14 protein-coding genes are annotated in these 16071 nt (G+C 64.0%); 2 read left to right on the top strand and 12 right to left on the bottom strand.

Annotated elements, in window-relative coordinates; all coding sequences use genetic code 11:
* Positions 1-4: 4 nt before the first annotated feature.
* Complete coding sequence (locus J8F10_RS25425; RefSeq protein ID WP_210658741.1) at positions 5-1735, top strand: flotillin family protein; 1731 nt, start codon at positions 5-7, stop codon at positions 1733-1735.
* A 360-nt stretch (positions 1736-2095) separates the two neighbouring features.
* Here J8F10_RS25425 and J8F10_RS25420 read toward each other — a convergent pair whose 3' ends face one another.
* From J8F10_RS25420 to J8F10_RS25370, 11 genes are all read right to left on the bottom strand, one after another.
* Entirely contained in the window at positions 2096-3532 is a 1437-nt protein-coding gene (locus J8F10_RS25420) for a cytochrome B6 (RefSeq protein ID WP_210658739.1), read from the bottom strand.
* A gap of 194 nt (positions 3533-3726) precedes the next feature.
* The gene (locus tag J8F10_RS25415; RefSeq protein WP_210658737.1) at positions 3727-4440 is read right to left on the bottom strand and encodes a lipoate--protein ligase family protein; all 714 of its coding nucleotides are present in this window, start codon (positions 4438-4440) and stop codon (positions 3727-3729) included.
* A 118-nt stretch (positions 4441-4558) separates the two neighbouring features.
* Positions 4559-4957 (bottom strand): hypothetical protein, encoded by a 399-nt coding sequence (locus J8F10_RS25410; RefSeq protein WP_210658735.1) that lies wholly within the window; start codon positions 4955-4957, stop codon positions 4559-4561.
* Positions 4950-5150, bottom strand: a complete 201-nt coding sequence (locus tag J8F10_RS25405; RefSeq protein ID WP_210658733.1) for a hypothetical protein — start codon at positions 5148-5150, stop codon at positions 4950-4952. The genes J8F10_RS25410 and J8F10_RS25405 overlap by 8 nt, the downstream gene beginning before the upstream one ends.
* 59 nt (positions 5151-5209) lie before the next feature.
* Positions 5210-5749, bottom strand: a complete 540-nt coding sequence (locus tag J8F10_RS25400; RefSeq protein WP_210658731.1) for an alpha-ketoglutarate-dependent dioxygenase AlkB family protein — start codon at positions 5747-5749, stop codon at positions 5210-5212.
* Positions 5750-5802: 53 nt separating this feature from the next.
* Positions 5803-6504, bottom strand: coding sequence for a hypothetical protein (locus J8F10_RS25395; RefSeq protein ID WP_210658729.1), 702 nt, complete (start codon positions 6502-6504; stop codon positions 5803-5805).
* A 51-nt stretch (positions 6505-6555) separates the two neighbouring features.
* Complete coding sequence (locus tag J8F10_RS25390; protein ID WP_210658727.1) at positions 6556-7347, bottom strand: SDR family NAD(P)-dependent oxidoreductase; 792 nt, start codon at positions 7345-7347, stop codon at positions 6556-6558.
* A 108-nt stretch (positions 7348-7455) separates the two neighbouring features.
* On the bottom strand, positions 7456-8226 hold the full coding sequence (locus J8F10_RS25385; RefSeq protein ID WP_210658725.1) for a MerR family transcriptional regulator: 771 nt from the start codon (positions 8224-8226) through the stop codon (positions 7456-7458).
* 217 nt (positions 8227-8443) lie between these two features.
* The gene (locus J8F10_RS25380; RefSeq protein WP_210658723.1) at positions 8444-10252 is read right to left on the bottom strand and encodes a MutS-related protein; all 1809 of its coding nucleotides are present in this window, start codon (positions 10250-10252) and stop codon (positions 8444-8446) included.
* Positions 10253-10329: 77 nt separating this feature from the next.
* Positions 10330-11406: a hypothetical protein gene (locus J8F10_RS25375; RefSeq protein WP_210658721.1), complete on the bottom strand. Its 1077-nt coding sequence runs from the start codon at positions 11404-11406 to the stop codon at positions 10330-10332.
* 117 nt (positions 11407-11523) lie between these two features.
* Positions 11524-12534 carry an NAD-dependent epimerase/dehydratase family protein gene (locus J8F10_RS25370; protein WP_210658719.1) on the bottom strand — a complete coding sequence of 337 codons (1011 nt, stop codon included), beginning with the start codon at positions 12532-12534 and terminating at the stop codon, positions 11524-11526.
* Between the two features lie 226 nt (positions 12535-12760).
* Here J8F10_RS25370 and J8F10_RS25365 point away from each other — a divergent pair, with 226 nt between their 5' ends.
* A complete protein-coding gene (locus J8F10_RS25365) occupies positions 12761-14071 on the top strand; it encodes a DUF3299 domain-containing protein (RefSeq protein ID WP_210658717.1) in 1311 nt (436 codons plus the stop codon).
* A 552-nt stretch (positions 14072-14623) separates the two neighbouring features.
* Here the strand turns inward: J8F10_RS25365 and rimO are convergent.
* Positions 14624-16033: a 30S ribosomal protein S12 methylthiotransferase RimO gene (rimO, locus tag J8F10_RS25360; protein ID WP_210658715.1), complete on the bottom strand. Its 1410-nt coding sequence runs from the start codon at positions 16031-16033 to the stop codon at positions 14624-14626.
* Positions 16034-16071: the final 38 nt, after the last annotated feature.

Here is a 16071-nt window from a genome sequence, read left to right as displayed (position 1 = left end):
CATCATGTTGTCGCTCGCTCTCCTCGCTCAATCGAAATCCGGCGACCCGAACCTCGCGGACGTCCCGTGGCCGGTCGTCACCGCACTGGCCGCCGGGCTGGTCCTCTTCAGCCTCCTCATGCTCCTCGTGAGGCGCTACAAGCGCTGCCCCTCGAACCGCATCCTCGTGATCTACGGTAAGACCGGCGGCGGGAACGCGGCCAAGTGCGTCCACGGCGGTGCGGCGTTCGTGCTGCCCCTCGTTCAGGACTACGCCTACCTCAACCTCGACCCGATCCAGATCGAAGTGCCGCTCAAGGGCGCCCTCTCGATCGAGAACATCCGCGTGAACGTGCCCAGCGTGTTCACCGTCGCCATCGGCACCGACCCGGAAACGATGCAGAACGCCGCGATCCGGCTCCTCGGTCTCGGCACCCAGGAGATCAAGGAACAGGCGCGCGACATCATCTTCGGCCAACTGCGGCAGGTGATCGCGTCCATGCGGATCGAGGACATCAACCGCAACCGCGACCAGTTCTTGGAGAGCGTGCAGAAGTCGCTCGAACCGGAGCTGAAGAAGATCGGCCTCGTGCTCATCAACGTGAACATCACCGACATCACGGACGAGAGCGGCTACATCGAGGCCATCGGCCGGAAGGCGGCCGCGGTCGCGATCCAGCAAGCGAAAATCGACGTGGCGGAACAAGAGAAGAAGGGGCAGATCGGCGTCGCGGAGGCCGAGCGCGAGCGGGCCATCTCGGTCGCGAACGCGACGAAGGTGCGCGAGATCGGCACCCGCGAAGCGACCCGCGAGCAGGCCATCAAGGTCGCCCAACTCGACAAGGACCGGGAGGTCGGCGAGCAGACCGCGCTGCTCGAACAAGAAACGCTCATCAAGGAATCGCAGCGCCAGCAAGCGATCCGCATCGCCGAACTCGACCGCGACCAGAAGGTCGGCGAGCAGCAAGCCGTGTTCGAGCGGGAATCGCGCATCGCCGAGGCCGACCGCGACAAGCGCGTGCGTTTGGCTGAAGCCAATGCCACAGCGATCGGCGGTGAGGCCACTGCGCAAGCCAGTATCGCGGGCGCGCAGGCCACGCTCGCGGTGAAGAACGCCGAGGCGTATCAAATTTCCGAAACGAAGAAGCGCGAAGCGGAAGCCGCGGTTCTGGAAGCGCAGAACAAGGCGATGGCCCGGGCCGCACTCGCACAGGCCGAGAAGATCGAAGCCGAACAGCGCGCCGCGCTCGAAGCTCCCGCGAAGGCTCAGAAGGCGAAGATAATCGTGGACGCCGAGGCCGCTGCGGAGCGCGTGAAGCTCGAAGCGCAAGCCGCCGCCGCGACCATCTACGCGAAGCTCGAAGCCGAGGCCCGCGGCCAATTCGAGATCCTGGCGAAGAAGGGCGAGGGGTTGAAGAAGATCATCGATGCGTGCGGCAGCCCACAGGCCGCGTTCCAGTTGCTCATGCTCGAACACATGGACGCGCTCGCGGACGCCTCCGCGAAGGCCATCTCGAACATCAAGTTCGACAAGGTGGTGGTGTGGGAAGGTGGTGGGGGAGGGAACGCGGCCGCCGGCACGTCGAGCACGGCTTCGTTCCTTCAGAACATGGCCCGGATGATGCCGCCGATGATGCAAGTGATGAAGGACATCGGCGGCGTGGAGGTGCCCGAGTACCTCGCGAAGCTCACCAGCGAATCACCCACCGAGAGCAAGCCGCCGAGCACGAACGGCACACACGCGAAGGTCGGGTAAGGGTTTCGTTGGGATTTTGTAGGGTGGGTCCAGGCTTTGCGCAGGCCCACCACACCCGCTTGCGAGCGCGAATACAAACGAAGCGCCCGCAAGCTCTTTGTTGTAGTTGTAGGGTGGGTCCAGGCTCTGCGCAGACCCACCACACCTGCTTGCGAGCGCGAATATAAACGAAGCGCTCGCAAGCTCCTCATTGACGAGTCGAAGACCGGATAGGGGCCGGCGCAGAGCCCGGACCCACCCTACAAGACCCACAAGACCAAAAATGCCTCGCAAGCCCCGGGCCTACCAGCAAGCCAAAGACCGGCTGGTGGGCCTGCGCAAAGCCTGGACCCACCCTACAAAATCCCAACGAAATCCGGATTACAGGCACTTCATAAACGCGACCAGATCTTTCTTCTCGTCCTCGGTGAGTTTCGTTTCGAGAATCAGGTTGAAGAACTCGACCGTGTCTTCGAGCGTGAGCAACCGGCCGTCGTGCAGGTACGGCGGGCTGTCCTTGATACCGCGGAGCGGGAACGTCTTGATCGGCCCGTCTACGCTCGCCGTCCGCCCGAGTACCGTCACCGGCTTAAAGAACCGTTCGGTCTGCAAGTTGTGTAGCGTATTGTCGGTGTAGTACGGGGCCGGGTGGCACGTCGAACACTTCGCCTTACCGACGAACAGCGCCTCGCCGCGCTTCTCGCTGTCGGTCGCCTTCGATTGATCGAGTTTCCCGAACAAATCCAGCTTCGGTGCGGGCGGGAAGTCGACCAGATCCTGGAACTCTGCCATGAAGTGGACCTGGGTGCCGCGGTCCAGCGGGTTGACGCCCTTCCGCGCGGCCTGCGTGTGGTCGCCGTCGAAGTACGCGGCCCGTTGCTCGAACTCGGTGAAGTCCTCGATACTCTTCAGTGCGCGCTGCGAGCCGAACAGCCGCTGCACGTTCACGCCACGCAGCGAGGGCACGTCGATGCGGTGCCGGAACTCTTGCGGTCGGATGTCGCCGACCAAGTGCGTGGCCGCGTTCGTGTGGCCGTTCACGTGACAGTCGAAGCACGTGACACCGCGGTGCGCCTTCTCGCTGCGCCGGTCGGCGGTCATGTTGAACTGCTGTTGCGGGAACGGGGTAACGAGCAACCGCAGCCCTTCCAGTTGTTTCGGGTTCAGTGCGTCCTTGAACAGCTCCTCGAAGTTGTCGATGGTGACGAGCTTACCCTTCGAGATGTCGCCGAGGTCGAGTCGGGTGGTCAGGAAGATCGGCGGCGGGAACTCGGGCAGGAAGTGGTCGGGAAGGTCGAAATCGAGATCGAACCGCGTCAGGTCGCGCGCCTCTTGTTTCTTGATTTCGTCGATGTGGAACTTCGGGAACAGCATCCCGCCTTCGGGGTGGTTCGGGTGCGGCAGCGGTAGGTACCCGGCGGGGAACAGCCCCTTCTCGCGGATCTCTTCCGGCTTCATGTCCGCGAGTGCGGCCCACGTGGTCCCGGCGGCCAGCTTCGCGCGCGGCCCCTGCTGCACGGCCTTGCCGCGCGTCATCTTCCCGTCCGCCGCGGCGCGCTCCGCGAGGTCGTACCGCGCGGCCAGCATTTCGTTATGCTTCTTCGCGATGTCGGCTTTCGCGGCCTTCATCTTCGCCATGACCGCGGCGAAGTCGTTGGCCGCCGGCGGTTGGGCCGCAGCCGGCTCCGCGACCAGTGGTTGGTCCGGCTTCGGCGCAGGCGGTTGGTTGGCGGGCACCAGTTGCCACGCCGCGAGCGCAATCAGACTCCCGGCGGCTATCACCGGCAGGGTCCAGCCCGAGTTCCGAACGCGACTCATGGAAGGTTCCTCGGAGAGGGGGCACGAACCGACCGGCACCGCGTCGGCGCGGTCCGCGAACCTGAAACGAGTTGTACTACAATTCGATGGATTGGTAAATCACCACGAACCAACGGGATCGATAGGACCGCTCTATGAGTTGCGATCCGCGAGAAGTGAACTCAGGGGCAATTTGTATGCCGCAGATCTGATAGCTAACGGCGCCGGTTCCACTCGACACGGGAGTATTTTTCGGCGACCAGTGCGTGCGCTTGGGGGAGTGGCACCGGAGCGTAGTCACCCTCGGGGCGCCACTCCGCGATGAGCAGTTGCTTGGCCTCCTCCGCGCGCAGAGGTAAGTTCGTGACGAAATCCCCGTGCGCGCGGTCCCGGCGGTACTCGGGCTGACGCTCCGGCGGGTTCAGGTATTTCGCGACGAGTGCGAGGTCGGAACCGCAGAGCAGCGTACCGTGGTGGAGGAAGAACTTGCGCTTGCGCTGCTGGGCGTTTCCCGAAAACTTCACGCCGGTCACCGCCAGATCACTCGTTCCCTCCACCGACGCAGCGACCACCGGTTTCAGTGCGTTCACGATGCGCGCGAGGATGTACCGGTTGCTGGCGGGGATCTCGTTCAGCCCGGGGGCGCGGGCGTAACTCAGCACGAGACTGAAGCACAGGCACCCGGGACCGAGCAGGACCGTTCCTCCCCCACTCGCCCTGCGCAACACCGGCACCCCGTCCGCCGCGCACGCGGACAAGTTCACATCGATCACGACCGACCCACCGGACCCGACCACAACCGCGTGGGTCGGTTGCTCCCAGAGTCGCAGTACCTCACCACCGGTACCTTCTTCCGCGGACACGAGCAGCGCTTCATCGAGCGCGAGGTTTACGGCGGGATCGGGCAATGTGAGATCGAGTAACTGCATGAGGGCCGTGGAAACAGGTGGTGCGAAGTCGGACGCCGTATCCGTTGCTGTATCAAGTGGGCAGCAATGGCACAGTGACGCTTCCCCGGACCCGCGAAGCAGATGCGTGAAATGCGATTCACCAGCGCAGGCAAACACGGTTGCCCGGCCCATCGTAGGTGAAGACGAAGTGTTCGAGGAAGTCGCGTCCCAACGCGGCCGCGGTGCCTTTGGGGTTAATCGGCCCGTCGAGCGCTTCCAGGGTGAGCCACCGTTTTTCGCCGGCGTCCGCGAGGGCGATTTCCACCACGAACACGCCGTGGTGACTCACGGTGTCGCGCCCGAGGACGTGCAACCCGGCTTCCGCAATCGGTTCGGCGCCGAGAACGTGAATCACGCCCGGGTCGAGAACGGTGACGCTCGCGCCCGTATCGAGGTACGCCGGGAACGGACCAAATTCGTTGAGCGTGCCCGCAACGCGGACCACGACCTTCACGACCGCCCCGCGCTGGCGAATGGGAACAGACAGTTCACTCATTCGCGTCACCCGGCGGCTCATCGACCGGTGCGCCGCCGTCGAACTCGCGAATGATCTTTTTATTTTTGATCGCTTGCTTCGCACTGGCCCCGCGCCGGTGCCTGCGGTCGCCGTCCGCGTGCCGGAACTCGCCGGTTTTCGGGTCCGCGTACTTTTTTTTGTTGGCCTTTTGGGGCTTTTGATCGCGCGCCATGTTTTGGCTCGATTGGGGAGTGGGCCTGCAACCCCGGACACCGAAATGGCTGCTGAGGTTCACGCTTTTACGCGACGAAATGTGAGGCTGATCCGACCGCCGGTCGCGTCCCGGTCTGTCAGAATCGCGTGCCGCCAGTCGGCTTGCATTTCGGGGCACATCCACAAGAGCGAACCGGAAGAAAGGCGGTAGCTCTCGGTCACCGTCTTATCGTCGATGCGGTGAAACGTGATGGTGCGTTCTGCGCCGAGCGAGACGACCGCAATGCCGGTGCTCGGTTCCAACTCCGCGGTCGAATCGGAGTGAAAGCCCATCGAGGATTTGCCATCGGGATAATAGTTCGCGAGGCAGTTATTCGGCTCGAATCCGACCTCCCCCGTGACGCGAGCGAATAGCGGTGCTACCACATCGGGAATCGGGGTGTGAGGCCACTCGATGCCCGAGTAGTTGTACGGCACGCCGAAACTGGCCGACTTCCGGGCACGAATGCGTGTGTCCCACACAACGGAAGCAACGAGGTGTTCGTAGAGCGCGTAGCCACCGGGCAGGAAGTCGGCGGAGAGCCGAATGGAGCCACTCTCAAGTAAACTGGGAGTCATTGCTGTGTCCCGCGTGCGGTTGTCAGATGAGACACCACACGCGGGAACCGCGTTCACTTTACCGGCGCGCCCCACGCCTTCTTCATGAGCTCGAAGCCGACGGGATCGTGCTTCTCCAGTTCGCTCCGCGTGTACGGGGCGAAGTCGTTCTTGCCGAAGTACGCTTCGCTCAACTCGGCGAAGTATTCCGCCCGGTCGGTAGTCGCGTAGGCCTTCTTCTTCCCGCCCCCGATGTACTCGACGCTCTCGTAGAGCTTCCGCTCGATGGCCTGCTTGTAGGCAGATTCGAGTGGATCGTATGCGTCGCCGAGCGTGAGGAAATGGTACGCATGGGCCAGTTCGTGAAGCACCATCCAGGGCTGCGCTCGGCGGGACCAATCGACGAAGTTCTTGAGGTTGTTGATCTCCACGCCGCCGGCCTTCTCCGGGTTGTAGCCGTTGTCCTTGAGCCACCCCTTCGACACGTGGAACTCCGCAGCCCCGTTCTTTTTCGTTTGCCACTCCACCCAGAACTTGACCTTCTTGAGTGCCGCGAGCGGCTTTTCGGGCACGACCGCGCACAACTTCTTGAGCTGGCTATCCAACTCCTCGAACGCGACTTTCGCCTCGTCCGCGTGCTTCTCCACCTCGGGGTGCACGAGCACCGTGAACCCCTGAACCTCGCGTTTCTTGTAGTTTTCGCTCGGCTCGAACGCGCTGGCGTGTGGGGCCGCAAACAGCAGAACGGCAACAGCGGGAACAAAGATGTGTTTCATGGGTGTGGCATCGTAAGATGGGGAATCGCAAAGACAGCATAGCGAACGGAATCACCAGTGCATCACGTACCCGCCGTCCACGTTGACCGTCTGGCCGGTGACGTTCGCGGCGCGGTCGCTCGCGAGAAACACTGCCATCGCCGCGATGTCTTCTGGGGTTTGCCACCTGTTTAGGGGCACGATCTTCGCGATCTTCTCCGCGGCCCACGTTTCGTAGTCCGTGCGCGCCTCCGGCGGTTGACGGTCCGCCCACGATTGCCACACCGAACGGTTCAGTGGGGTCTTAATCATGCCCGGGCACAGGCAATTCACACGCACACCGAACGGCGCGAGATCCTTGGCCGCGCACTGAGAGAAGTTGATGAGCCCGGCCTTGGATGCGCTGTAAGGCGGGTCTGTCTGCGAGCCGATTTGCCCAGCAACGGATGAGAGGAACAGTATCGTTCCCTTCTTGCGGTCCGCGAGGCGCGGGGCGAAGTGGTGTGCCACGATCGCGGCGCCGATGAGGTTCACTTGAAGCACGCGCGCCCAAACTCCGGGGTCGATTTCCCAGAACGGGAAGCCGAACTTGCCGGAACCGATCCCCACCGCGAACACGACGTGATCCACCCCACCGAACTTCGCCCACGTCTCAGTGGTCGCAGCGCGAACGGCCGAATCGTTGGTGACATCGACTTGCCAACCCGTGCCGCCGAGTTCGGTCGCGGCCGTTTGCGCGTCCGGGGACACGTCCCAGATGCCGACGCGACAACCTTCCTCGGCAAATGTGGACGCGATCGCGCGCCCCAATCCGCGTGCGCCGCCGACCACAATAACGGCACTGTCATTCAAACCCAGGTTCACGGTTCATCCTCGGCGCGAGTCGGTATGCGGGTTCAGTAGATGAAAACGCACGCGGTCTTCACCCACTGTGATACCCGACGTACCACCCGCCCGACACACCCACTTTGGTTATTGTCCCGGGTGCTTGATCCCGGCGGCGATACGCGCTTTCTCGAGGTACTCGTTCAGCGGGCGCATGGCCTTCACGTCCATGCCGCGCACGTTGTCCTCGTTCTCGTACATCTTCTTCAGAGAATTGAAGATGCCGGGGTCGCCGCCGGTAAACCCCATCACCAGCGCGAGCCACCGCTCCGCGAGTGCCCGCGCCTTCGGATCAGCCGGATCGACGCCCGTGTCCATCGCGGCCTTCACGTCGGCGTGTAGATCCGCCCACATTTGCGGGCCCTTTTGGATGGTCTCTTCCATCTCGGGTCCGCCGGTGTTGCGCCGGTCTTCGAGCTGTTTCAGTTGCTCGGGGGTGTAATACTTCTCGATCATGGTCATCACCTCAATCGTTTGGAGAAACGTCTCGGCGGGCACGTCGCTCGCCGCGTCGAGTGTTTCGGAAAGCCCCTGGAGTCGATCGCCCAATTGGGCCAGTTCCGCGGCCTGCTCGCGCACTTTCGCGAGGTGGAGCCGGACCACTTCGCGCGGGTCGTAGTCGGCCCGCGTCATGTACTCTTTGATCTGCTCCAGGCTGAAACCGAGTTGCTTCAGGCACATGATCTGGTGCAACTTGGTCACGTCCGCGGCGGTGTACCGCCGGTGCCCGGAACCGTGCGCCGACCCGCTGCGGTCCGACGGGCACAGCAGCCCGATGGCGTCGTAGTGGTGCAGCGCGCGCACCGTCAATCCCGTGCGCGTGGCCAGTTCGCCGATCTTCCACCGTTGTTCCGGCATGGCATCGATCTCCCAAAGTCACCCGACGCGGGCATGGTACAGCCTGACGTTACGTGAGGTTCAAGGAGGAAAATCAAGATTTGTCGAAGTGAGCGAAGCGATACGGGACGGGTCTACAACGAGCCGCGACCGCAAGGGAGCCGGGAGGCGCTTCCCGTTCCCTGCGGTCGCGGCTCGCTTAAAGGCATTAGCACAAGCTGATTTGCGCCCGCGTTTACTACACCTTCAGCCCGACCGCGCGCATGAGGGCGAGGCCGTTGCCGTGTGGCACGACGCCGGGACGCATCGTGTAGTCGAACTGCAACTCGCCGCCCCCGAAGCCGTCGGAGAAGTGGACGTTCACAGCGCCGGGAATCGTGTCGGTCACTGCGGTTAGACTCAGGTCGTGCGTTGTCACGAAGCCGATCGCGCCGGCGTCCAGGAGCGCTCGCGTTACGCCTTCTGCGCCCGCAACGCGGTCCGCCGAGTTAGTACCCGCGAAAAGCTCATCGAGCAAGAAGAGGAGCGGTAAACCGCTCTCGCGGGTCGCAATGTCGAGCAAGAGCCGCACCTTCGTGACTTCCGCGAAGAAGCGCGATTTGCCCTCTTGGAGCGAGTCCTGCACTCGCATCGTCGCCCCGAGAGCGAGCGGCGTCAGCGCGAAGCTGGTTGCACGTACCACTCCGCCTGCAAGGGCCAGTGCTGCGTTCACGCCGACCGCGCGTAACATCGTGCTCTTACCCGACATATTCGACCCGCTCACGATCAGGACGCGCGGTCCCGATTCGCCGCCGAGGGTGACATCGTTCCGAATGCACTTCTCGGCGGGAATCAGCGGGTGACCCACCCCGGTTGCCGTGAGTCGCACCGGGCCGGTTTCGACCGTCGGGTAAATGTCGGTGGGGTTCTCGTAGGCGTAGCCCGCGAGCGATGAGAGCGCTTCCGCTTCGCCGACCGCGCGCAACCACTGCGCGATTGCAGGGCCGGACCGCGCCCGCCACGCTTCGAGCTTGAACGCGAACCGCACGTTCCACACGCGCAGAACCGCGACCGGAATAAAGAAGGCGTTCCGCCGGGCGTTGTAGCCGTCGAGGAGTAATCGGAGTTGCCGAATTTGTTCCGAAGGCAGGTACCCGCCCGCGCGCATCGCGTTTTGAAGTTCTTTGAGTCGCGCCGCGTTGAAGGTTTCGCGCTCTAATCGGCCGAGAACGGCTTCAAACAGGGAAAGGTTCTCGGTCGCGCGATCGAGCGGCGCGAGTACGCGCCGTGCCCACGACACGAGCGGAAGCGCCAGTGCGAGTGACGGTAACCCGAACACGAGCACCGGCAGGGCGGACGTACCGACGAAGAACCACCCGGCCCACGCGAGCACGTTCGCCCAGCCGAGGAGTTCCACCGCCCACCGCTTCCACGCGGGCGGGGATTCGATCGGGACCGTTCCCCATTCCGCTAGGGCGTGGTAATCGGCTGCAGGGGCTTCCGCGCCGGCAACCGCAATAGCTTCGCGCAAATCGAGCTTCGTAGTCAAATCGGCAACGGCTTCCTGGCGCGCTTTGACTTCTGCCGGGGCAGCCGGTGCGAGTAACCATGCCGCGAGGGTGTCTTCACCGGCCCGCGTGCGGCAGGCGGTCACGCGCTCGAATACCGATCCGGGACCAAAGAGGTCGAGGTCCGCGGCGTAGGGGTGCGCGTCGCTAGCGAAGCGCTCGCCTTGACCCACCCCGCTGGGCTTACCGGCCAGTCGATCGAGCCCGCCCGCGTAGAACCGCGTCGCGCGCTCGGCCCACGCTTTGCGCCGGCGCGTCGCCTCGAACGTCGCCACGAAGTACACGAACACGAGCGCCGGGAGCAGCGTAAGCCACGGCGAAAAGAGGTCCGCGCCGAGGGTCAGCCCCGCGACCACGAGTACCACCAGGAACGCCCCGAGGCGCGCGGTGCTGAGCGCGTCGAGCCGGGCCGCGAGTGCGGTCACGGTCGCGCGGCGCGCGGCCAATCGCTCGGTGTAAACGGAAGCGGGTGAAGACTGTGACAGTGGAGCGTCACTCATCAAGAGGTAGGAACGAACGCGGGGGCCGCGCGCGGCCCCCGTCGAAGGTCAAGTTTATGAACCGAACTCCGGTGCGGTCACGGGGTCGTGACGTTGGCGCTGATTTTGTACGAGCCGATCGAATCGCAGTTCCACGGGCTGGGGGAGATTCTTATGTAGAGCTTACCGTTCTCGGTGATCTTCCCCTTATACGATGCGCCGATGACGAACGGGGTTCCGTTCGCGCCGATCCGCCCGACCACCTGACCCGGGGCGCCGATCCGCTGCATTCCGCCCAGCACCACGCCCCCGCCGGCGTGACCGGGCAGCCCGCCGGCCTCGGACATGTACTGCCCCGGTCCCTGCGGCCACTGGTCGATCTTGCCCGTCGCGGTCACTTCGAGCTGCTGCCCGGAACTGACCTCGATGGCCGTTTCCAGCCAATCCGCCTGGTTCATCTTGGCGTACTTGGCCGCGTCCAGTGCGAACTCCGAGGCCGACGCGGACCCGACGGACCGGAACGTGCGGATGTCCGAGAGCTTTACGGTCGCGTCGCCGAAATACTTGGTGCGCACCTTTAGCGTGCTGATGTCCATCCGGCCCTTGATGGTGAACTCGGCCGTTTCGATTGTGTCGTGGTCGCGCAGTTCCAACTGGTCCGGTGCGAGCTTGCTTTCCAGAAGTTTGAGAACCGCCTTTGAGCGCCGGTTCACTTCCGCGTCCTCACTTTTGGACGCACGGCGCAGCCCCGGGACCGCGAACTGGCCGATGTTGGCGAGTGTTTGTTCCGCGTTCTCGCGCGTGCGGAAGTCGGGCGCGGCGAGGTCGGCGATCGCCTTGTCGATTTTCGCTTCCGTTCCATCCGGGTAGCGGAACCCGAACTCCAGGCGCCGAACCTCGTCCGCGGGGACGATCAGCTTGCCGTACTTCGTGGCGATCGCCAGCGCCGGCTCCATCAGCGACACCTTCATAACGGTGTCGTCCACCATGCGGATCTCGAACGAGGTCGGTTCGCTCTTGGGTTCGGCTTTCGCGGCCGGTCCGCTCGACTTCGCTCCGCCCGATTTGCTGTCCTTTGGTGGCTGGCTCCCGGTGCCGGTCGTTGGTTGTGCGATCGATGTGGTCCACCCGACGACCGCGACCAAGAGGGCCGCGGGAATCACGCGCGTGAACATGGGTATCACCTCGCGAAATCGGAACCGAGTCGTTTCGCAAGCGATGATACCGCGCCGGGAGCGCGGGGTGTTGGAGTTGTTACGCGCGTGATGCGCAACGGAAGGCAGCCCGGGGTTTCAACCCCGGGTTGCTGGTTTGTACGAGTCGAGTGCTTGCTTCATGCCCTCATCGAACAGCACGCGCGGGGTGTAGCCGAGTTTGGTTCGGGCCTTCGCGATGGAGAAATCGAGGTTCAGCCCGGCGAACTTCAGTTGCGCCTGGGTGATGCGCGGCGGGTGCGGCTTGTTCTTTCGGCGGAACACCCCCTCGCGCCAGTTGGCCCCGATGCGCGCCAGCCACACCGGGACCGGCGGGAACCCGCGCGGACGCTTCAACCCGAGCCCGTCCGCCACCGTCTCGAAGAACCGGCGCTTGCTCACGAATTCGCCGTCGGTGATGTTGAACACTTCGCCCACAGTGCCTTCCGCCGGTGCGTCGATGGCGAGCAGTACCGCGTCCGCGATGTTGCCCACGAACGTCGTGTTCAGCGCGAAGCGCCCGCGCGCGATGTACATGACGCTCCGCTCCTTCAGTCGGTCCGCGAGGCGCGGGAGCACCGTGCGGTCGCGCGGGCCGTACACGAACCCCGGCCGCAGGATCACGACCGGCACCTTCTGCTTGCGGTGGTACTGGAGCGCGAGGCGCTCGGCCTCGACTTTCGATTGCGTGTACCCGTCGATGTGGTCGTTCGGCAGCGGTTCGGTTTCGTCCGTGCCGTAGTGGTGCCGGGCCGCGTACACCCCGAGCGAACTGACGTGAACGACCCGGTGGAGCGATCGCCCCAGGGTCGCGTCGAGCAGGTGGCGCAGTCCCTCCACGTTCACCGCGCGGTAGCCGTCAACGTGCCCCCAATCGCCGACCTTCGCGGCGCAGTTCACGACCACGTCGCAGCCCTCGACCGCGCGCATAAGCGCTTCCGAGTCCGTGAGATCCCCACGAACTACGGTGGGCCCGAGCGATTCGATGAACGTGGTATCGCTCCCGGCGCGGGCGAGCGTGCGAACCGTGTCCCCGCGGCGGATGAGTGCTTCGGCGACGTGCGAACCGACGAACCCGGTCGCACCGGTGAGTAGAATCGTGTGAGGCATTGCGAGTTCCGCGTTCCGGGTTCCGACGTCCGAGTTCCAAGTTTGAAGGCCCGCTGACCCAAGAACCGCCCGGCGCCCGCGCCGCTAACTTGGAACGTGAAACGTGGAACTCCGCTGATTGTGAGGCAGCGGATGTTCTGGGAAACGCTGCGAGAACGGCAAGGCTCGGCGGCCCGAACCGGGTATAGTGGAACCACCGGGAACGGCACCACGAGGAGCAGACGTGATGAACTCATTCCGCGGGCGCGTACTCGTGGGTGCCCTCGCCGTACTTTCACTACCGGCACTCGCACGGGCCGGGTTGCACTACTCCGGTGAGCAGTTCGCGGAACTGCCGAGCCGTCCGTCCGGGTTCCTGACCGACCAGCGCGCGCTGAGGGCCGCCGGGCGCGAGCGCCCCGACGGGTTGCCCTCGCCGCTCCGTGACGACTACCTCGCTGCGGCCACACGACTGGAGAAACTCGCAAAAACGCGGGCACTGACGGCTGATGAAATCGCGGATCTCGGGGCGGTTTATATTCGCCTGGGCAAAACCGACAGTGCGCTCAACGTGCTCGCGCCGGCCGTTCGCAAGTTCTCCGAACACTTTCGCATCGCGGCGAACCTCGGCACCGCGTTCCAACTGACCGGCGACCTCGAACGCGCGGGCGTGCAACTCGAAGAAGCCGTTCGGCTCGCTCCCGCGAAACTCAAGCCGTTCGAGCAGGCGCACCTCAAACTCGTGCGCCTCCGACTCAAGGAAGGTAAGGCCGCGAACCAGCCGGCGACGATTGATGACCTGTTCGGCGTGAAGTTCGTCGGCGCGTCCGGTTCGCCCGAAGCCGGCGCGCTCGCAGACGCAGAGTTGAAGAAGCTCCCCGCCGATGCGCTGGTTACGGTCCAACAACTCGGTTTGTGGCTGCCGGCGGATGCAAGACTCTTGTGGCAATTCGGCGAGCTGTGCAACGCCCTCGGCGACGTGCGCGCTGCGGCCGCCGCTCTCGACGGCTGTGTTACGGAATTCGCACTCGGCTCACCCGACCTCCGCAAGCGCCGGCTCGTGTACCGCGCCGCGGCCGATGAACTCGCGAAGAAGCCGGGCCACGAACAGCACCGCGGGACACTGAAGACCAAGTCGTCGCGCCCGCTGATTAAGGCGTTCGACGAAGCGCTCTTGCCCGCGATCGAGAGCGACAAGACCAACGCGCTGCCGTGGCCCCTTCTCGCCGCGACCAGCATCAACGCGAAGGGCCGTCCGGCGTTCGTGAAGTACCTGGAACAACTCGACGGCAAAACGGTCGCGCTCACCGGGTTCATGCAGCCGGTGAAGGACGAACTCGCGGCACGGGAGTTCCTGTTGCTTGAATACCCGGTGGGGTGCTGGTTCTGCGAAGTGCCCGACCCGACGGGGCTACTGAATGTGGAACTGAAAGCGGGCAAAAGCGCCGAGGCCCGCAAGGGGCTCATCAAGGTAACGGGTACACTCGTCCTCAACCGCGCGGACCCCGAGGGGTACCTCTTCTCACTAAAGGACGCCCGGATCGGCGAAGCGGATTGAAACAAGGATGAATGAAGAGCCACGGATCAACGCAGATCAAGACAGAAGACGGAATAGCCACAAAAAAGAGGGCAGGGGGCAGAGGGCAGAGGTATTGTTGCCTCGAATGGGGCTAGAGAAACCATACGCATCCGATCTGGTACCTTGCTTTTCGTCCTCTGCTCTCTGCCTTCTGACCTCTGCTTTTTTGTGGCCAATCTGTTTTTGCTTTTGCTTTGTCTGATCTGCGTTATCTGCGTTATCTGCGTTGATCCGCGGCTTTTCTCGTCCCAATCGTGGAGCGAACCAAAGTGCCTTGTGCCGGGCTGTGAAATGAGCAACGGCCGGGAACCTCCCGGCCGCGCGTTGCAATGCTGTTGCGGTGCTTTAGCGCACCCCGCCCTTGTACTTCTTCGTGCTGCGGAGCTTGTGCTTGCGGGCCTTGCGGCGCTTCTTGGAAGCGTTCCGCTGGCTCTTCGGTGCGTGTTGAATGCCCATTGTCGGTTCTCCGGTATGTGTATGCGAAGACCGGCATTCTAGCGGTACCGGCGCCCTTTGCCCACGCCACTCACCTCACCACGACTTGCCCAGTGCCTTCGCGGTGAGATCGTAGCCGTCGGCGGCGGTGATCTTCGCCCGCACGAAATCGCCGGAGCGCAGGTTTTTGCCCTTCACGCGGACCTCGCAATCGATCTCCGGCGCGTCCGCGAAGGTCCGCCCGCGGAAGTGGCTCGCGAACTCCGGGTCCGGGCCGTCAATAATGACGGGGTGCTCTTTGCCGACCTGTGCTTCGGCCCACCCGAACGCGACCCGCTGCTGCACTTCCATGATCGCGGCCACGCGCGCCTGTTTCACGTCTTCGGGCATGTGCCCGTCGAGCTTCTCCGCCGGCGTGCCGGGTTCGAGCGAGTAGGGGAACACGCCGGCGCGCTCGAACTTGAAGTCCGCAACGAACTGCTTGAGTTCCTCGAACTCCGACTGCGTTTCGCCGGGGAAACCCGTAATGAACGTGGTGCGGATCGCGAGGTCCGGCCATTTCTCGCGCAGGCGCAGGAGCAAGTTCTCGGTCGCGGCGCGGTCCACGCGGCGGATCATCCGCTTCAGGACGCGGTCGCTAATGTGCTGGAGCGGCATGTCCAGGTACGGAATGATCTTGGTCGCGCCGGCGAACGTCTCGATCAGTTCGTCCGAAATGTGCTCGGGGTAGGCGTAGAGCGTGCGAATCCACTCGATGCCGTCGACCTTGTCGAGTTCGCGCAGCAACTCGGCGAGCCGCGTGCGCCCGTATAGGTCCATTCCGTAGTAGGTAGTATCTTGTGCGACGATGATGAGTTCGCGCACGCCGTCGGCCACGAGTTCGTGCGCCTCGCGGACGATCTCTTCGATCGGCTTCGTAACGTGCTTCCCGCGCATCTTCGGGATCGCGCAGTAGGTACAGACCCGGTCGCACCCCTCGCTGATCTTGAGGTACGCGAAGTGGCGCGGGGTGATGCGCAGACGGGCGGTGTCTTCGAGCGCGCGAACCGGGGCCGGGCGGAACAGTGACTTCTGCTCGTCGCGCTGGGACACGGCCCGGTCCACGACGTCGGCGATTTCCTCGCGCCCGAACACCCCGACGATCTGATCGACCTCGGGCACCTGTTCGAGGAGCACCTCGCGCTGGCGCTCGGCCATGCACCCGGCCACGACCACCGCGCCGACCTTGCCGGCCTTTTTGAGTTGGAGCATTTCGCGGATGACCGCGAGCGATTCCTGCCGGGCCGGTTCAATGAACCCGCACGTGTTCACAATCACCACGTCCGCGCCGTCGGCCCCGGGCTGGAGAGCGTAGCCGTCCTGGGCGAGCTTGCCGAGCATCCGCTCGCTGTCCACGGTGTTCTTCGGGCAGCCCAAGCTAATGAAGGCGTAATTCCCCTTGGACTCGGGCGCGCGGGACGTGCCGGCACCGGGCGTTGAGGTTAGCGGCAGGCTCTTAACGGACATTCGGTTGCGGCCCGGCATGGTGTTCGGCAAAGATCGAA

The organism is Gemmata palustris (assembly GCF_017939745.1).
In the GTDB taxonomy this organism is placed as follows: Bacteria; Planctomycetota; Planctomycetia; order Gemmatales; family Gemmataceae; genus Gemmata; species Gemmata palustris.
The sequence above is the reverse complement of the archived record's forward strand: the minus strand, read 5'-3'. Positions and strand labels throughout refer to the sequence as shown.

Bases quoted from the DNA above. Each gene is read 5' to 3' on its own strand.
- J8F10_RS25425 (WP_210658741.1), top strand. From the start codon at position 5: ATGTTGTCGCTCGCTCTCCTCGCTCAATCGAAATCCGGCGACCCGAAC.
- J8F10_RS25420 (WP_210658739.1), bottom strand. From the start codon at position 3,532: ATGAGTCGCGTTCGGAACTCGGGCTGGACCCTGCCGGTGATAGCCGCC.
- J8F10_RS25415 (WP_210658737.1), bottom strand. From the start codon at position 4,440: ATGCAGTTACTCGATCTCACATTGCCCGATCCCGCCGTAAACCTCGCG.
- J8F10_RS25410 (WP_210658735.1), bottom strand. From the start codon at position 4,957: ATGAGTGAACTGTCTGTTCCCATTCGCCAGCGCGGGGCGGTCGTGAAG.
- J8F10_RS25405 (WP_210658733.1), bottom strand. From the start codon at position 5,150: ATGGCGCGCGATCAAAAGCCCCAAAAGGCCAACAAAAAAAAGTACGCG.
- J8F10_RS25400 (WP_210658731.1), bottom strand. From the start codon at position 5,749: ATGACTCCCAGTTTACTTGAGAGTGGCTCCATTCGGCTCTCCGCCGAC.
- J8F10_RS25395 (WP_210658729.1), bottom strand. From the start codon at position 6,504: ATGAAACACATCTTTGTTCCCGCTGTTGCCGTTCTGCTGTTTGCGGCC.
- J8F10_RS25385 (WP_210658725.1), bottom strand. From the start codon at position 8,226: ATGCCGGAACAACGGTGGAAGATCGGCGAACTGGCCACGCGCACGGGA.
- J8F10_RS25380 (WP_210658723.1), bottom strand. From the start codon at position 10,252: ATGAGTGACGCTCCACTGTCACAGTCTTCACCCGCTTCCGTTTACACC.
- J8F10_RS25375 (WP_210658721.1), bottom strand. From the start codon at position 11,406: ATGTTCACGCGCGTGATTCCCGCGGCCCTCTTGGTCGCGGTCGTCGGG.
- J8F10_RS25370 (WP_210658719.1), bottom strand. From the start codon at position 12,534: ATGCCTCACACGATTCTACTCACCGGTGCGACCGGGTTCGTCGGTTCG.
- J8F10_RS25365 (WP_210658717.1), top strand. From the start codon at position 12,761: ATGAACTCATTCCGCGGGCGCGTACTCGTGGGTGCCCTCGCCGTACTT.
- rimO (WP_210658715.1), bottom strand. From the start codon at position 16,033: ATGTCCGTTAAGAGCCTGCCGCTAACCTCAACGCCCGGTGCCGGCACG.